The sequence below is a fragment of the Acidithiobacillus sp. TH-A36 genome, from assembly GCF_057473445.1.
In genome coordinates, this window is the sequence record NZ_JBYCKP010000291.1 from 1 (window position 1) to 3,936 (window position 3,936).

At 54.4% G+C, this 3,936-nt stretch carries 3 protein-coding genes and 1 pseudogene; 3 read left to right on the forward strand and 1 reads right to left on the reverse strand.

What is annotated here, in order from left to right; translation table 11 throughout:
- The 3 genes from minC to minE all read left to right on the forward strand — a co-directional run.
- On the forward strand, positions 1–617 hold a 617-nt coding region (gene minC, locus AC2VLY_RS07650; protein WP_486893214.1), incomplete at its 5' end, for a septum site-determining protein MinC.
- 19 nt (positions 618–636) lie between these two features.
- Positions 637–1,446: a septum site-determining protein MinD gene (gene minD, locus AC2VLY_RS07655; protein WP_193650262.1), complete on the forward strand. Its 810-nt coding sequence runs from the start codon at positions 637–639 to the stop codon at positions 1,444–1,446.
- 1 nt (position 1,447) lies between these two features.
- Positions 1,448–1,699, forward strand: coding sequence for a cell division topological specificity factor MinE (minE, locus tag AC2VLY_RS07660; protein ID WP_010640915.1), 252 nt, complete (start codon positions 1,448–1,450; stop codon positions 1,697–1,699).
- Between the two features lie 69 nt (positions 1,700–1,768).
- Here minE and AC2VLY_RS07665 read toward each other — a convergent pair.
- Positions 1,769–3,936, reverse strand: a pseudogene (locus tag AC2VLY_RS07665) (pyridine nucleotide-disulfide oxidoreductase); the annotation flags it as partial.

Consider the following 3,936-nt stretch of genomic DNA (forward strand, 5'->3'; position numbering starts at 1 on the left):
ACGAAGAACACCGCCGTCATCCTGCTGCTGCGGCATTCCATCAGGAATCACCGCTGGTCTTGGATCTGAGCGGCATTCCTGAAGAAGCCCCACTGGCACTCGAAAAAATCATCCAGGTATTAAGGACCGCAGGCTGGATGCCCGTAGGCATTCGCAATGCCGCAACAACCCATCAGTTGCTGGCCGCATCCTTTCACCTTCCGGTATTGCGTGGACAGGCCCAGCGCGCTCCGGTGAACCCCGAAGCAACCATAAGCCAGCCGTCTCCTGCTCCCAACCCAGCACCATCTGCCGGTCTGCTGGTTGAACACCCGGTGCGCAGTGGACAACGCAATTATGCGCGTAATGGCGATCTGGTCTGTATGGCAACCGTCAACGCCGGAGCCGAAATCATCGCTGACCGCAACATTCATGTTTACGGACCGCTGCGTGGTCGCGCTTTGGCCGGCGTCAACGGAGATGAAAATGCCCGTATATTTTGCATGGCGCTGGAGGCAGAACTCGTCTCCATCGCAGGGTTATATCGAACCCTCGAACCGGACCACCCACTTTGGGGAAAACCTGCGCAGGTTTACAGCCGCGACGAGCAACTGCATATTACCCCCTTAAATTCATAATGATCCGGAGACAAGAAACGTGGCCAGAATAATCGTCATAACTTCAGGAAAAGGTGGCGTCGGTAAAACCACTACCAGCGCAGCTTTTTCCAGCGGTCTCGCGCTGCGCGGGTATAAAACGGTCGTCATAGATTTTGACGTGGGCTTACGCAATCTTGATCTCATCATGGGTTGCGAGCGTCGGGTGGTTTACGATCTCATCAATGTCATTCAGGGTGAGGCAAAGCTTAAACAGGCCCTGATCAAGGACAAACACTGCGAAAACCTGTATGTGCTCCCCACATCACAAACCCGCGATAAGGATGCCCTGACCGTTGAAGGGGTTACCACGGTTATGGACGAACTGCGCAAAGACTTTGATTATATTGTCTGTGATTCGCCAGCTGGCATTGAATCAGGAGCGCTCATGGCCTTGTATCATGCCGATGAGGCGATTGTCGTCACCAACCCGGAAGTTTCGTCAGTGCGCGACTCCGATCGGATTCTGGGGATTCTTGCTGCACGCTCACGTCGCGCCGAACAGGGAGAAGAACCCGTCAAGGAACATTTGCTGCTGACCCGTTATTCCGCCAAGCGGGTGGAAGACGGTGAAATGCTTTCTCTGGAAGACGTCAAGGAATTATTAAGGACGCCACTGCTGGGTGTCATTCCCGAGTCAGAAGTGGTACTGCAGGCTTCCAACCAGGGTATTCCCGCAGTGCACATGGAAAACACCGATGTGGCTGAAGCCTATAAGGATGTAGTGGCCCGCTTCCTGGGCGAAGAAAAACCCCTCCGATTTATTCAGGCTCCGAAAGTGGGTTTTTTCAAAAAGCTTTTTGGAGGCTGACATGTCCATACTTGATTATATTCTAGGCTCCAGGAAGAAAACGGCCAATGTGGCCAAAGACCGTTTAAAACTTATTCTTGCCCATGAAAGGGAGGAAGGGGGACCTGATTTTTTGCCTGCCCTGCAAGAAGAATTACTGACAGTTATTGCCAAGTATATTCCCGTGGATAAAAACAACATCAAGGTCAGCATGGAACGTAAAGGCGACTTTGAGGTGCTGGAGCTGAACATCCTGTTTCCTGATCAGCATTAACTTGTTATCTAAAAAGGCGTTGGTCAGGGTCGCTGCAAAACCCCCTTCAGGCCAACTGCCGTTTCTAGTTTAATTATTCTCGGCGCGCAAATGATCCAGCCACTGACTGGATATTCTTTCCAGCAAGCGATTCTGACTCTGGCGTGCCGTCAGATTATCCAGATCCACCCAGGCCAGGGGCTGGTCCTGGCCAGCGCAGGAAAATACCGCTTTGGTCCGTTTACCGGTTTCCGGATCAATCTGCCACTGCAAACACTGGGCGCAGACACCTTTGAGCATACACTGCATCGGGCTTCCTACCGTGGCTACCGCTTCCAGATCACTGCGGAAATAAGCACTGAGAGATCCTTTCAGGGCCTGCTGAAAGCCTTTTAATAATCCGGTAGAGCCCATGACCATCAAGCGATCCACCTGATCCAAGGCTACCGCCCCCGGCACCGTACTCTGACCGGGAAGTTCAGCGACTCCGTAAGCACGTAACAACTCCACCATATCACTGGCTTCAACACTCAAGTCCTGAGGACGATGCGTTGTAATCAGGGGACCACTCCCCGTACACCAGATAATCTGATCCGCCGCTTCTTCAAGTTCCGCCTGATTATCCAGTTCACTGGCTTTACCCAAAGCGGCGACATACAGAACCCGATTACCCGCAGCACGCAGCGCGGGACCGATATCCAGCATGACCGCAGCACCCCAGCGTCCTGCCACCACCAGAATGGTTTTATTCTGGGGAATATCTGTCGGTGCTCCAGTGGGACCCATTAATATCAAGGGATCACCGGGTTCCAGGCTCCCTACCAGACGCGGTCCGGTTCCCCATTGCAGTACCATCAGACGCACCGCATCATCTTCGACGCCGGCACCACTGACGGTCAGAACCGGAATCTGCAGGCGGGTATTATTCACAACCGGACTATGGCTTTCAAAAGTCTGCAGCCGGAAAAACTGGCCAGGCCGGAAATTGCGGGCGGCCAGAGGGGCTTTAATCCACATTTCGGTTACCGCCGGATTACTGCGATCCACGCGCAGCACCCGCATGGTCAGCAAATCCCGCAAGTTTTCCTGAAAGTCCGGCAGCTTATGTTGCGCTACCGGAGCGAGAGCGCTAAGACTGTGCATGACCTGCGGATAACTGGCTTTTGCCGAGGCAATGGCTTTGACCACGCTACCATGAAACACCGGATGGGTATCACCAATGAAACTGACGCGATGCGCCTGCCCATCTGTGTAGGAAGTAAACGGGCCGGCTTCGGGTGCCTTGCAGTGTTCAGCCACCTGCACTGCCTGGAGAGCGCTCTTGCCGTGGGCGACGTGGGTCTGGAAATGATCCCCATCCAGCAGCAGGGTACCGGGATACTCCCTTTCATAAATGGTATTCGGTACGGTTCCCGCCGCAATAAATACCGCACGGGCAGGTAAACGCAACTCCTGATCACTGGTCAGCCAACGGCCTTCGGCTTCGCGCATCTGCCGGAAAACCATGTGGGCAATGTGTCCATAGGTGTCCAGTTCGGCACGCAGGGGGTCCAGACCCTCTGCGTAATACAGGCCCTCTTCCATGGCCTTGATCAATTCTTCATGGTTGCGTGTATACGCCGGGGATTGCCGCATACCCTTGCGATAGGCCAGCGTGACCCCACCCCAGGATTGAATCAGGGGGACAAAATTCGGGGATTCGCCGGTTTCCTGTGCGCGTTCCCGCTCCTGGCGAACAGCGCGCCCGTGGGTAAGAAATTCTTCGAGAATTTCTGTGTCTTCGGCAGAAAGTCCGGCACGCATTTTTTCTTCACCGACACGCTGGGACATCTGCTCATAACGCGCAAGGACTTTTTCAACCTGACGAATATAATAGGCCTGTACTTCGGTGGCAGTATCCACCGCTGTGAGACCACCACCAATGACCACGGCGGGCAAACGGACCTGCAAATTGGCGAGACTGCTCTTTTTCCCGGCACCGGTCAGCTGCAGGGCCATGAGGAAATCACTGGCCTGACGCATGCCCCGGGCCAGACTTTCGCCCATGGGAACCACCCTGGGCAAACCCGCGCCCGTGGCAATACAGACATGATCAAACCCCAGAGACCAGGCATTTTCCAGGGTGATGGTGCCACCCAGACGCACGCCCCCAAAAATCTGGAAGCCGGGACGCCGGGCTAAAGTCAGATAAATGAGTTTGAGAAAGTTCTTGTCCCAACGCACGGTGATACCATATTCCGCCACCCCGCCAAAACCCA

Bases quoted from the DNA above. Each gene is read 5' to 3' on its own strand.
- minE (WP_010640915.1), top strand. From the start codon at position 1,448: ATGTCCATACTTGATTATATTCTAGGCTCCAGGAAGAAAACGGCCAAT.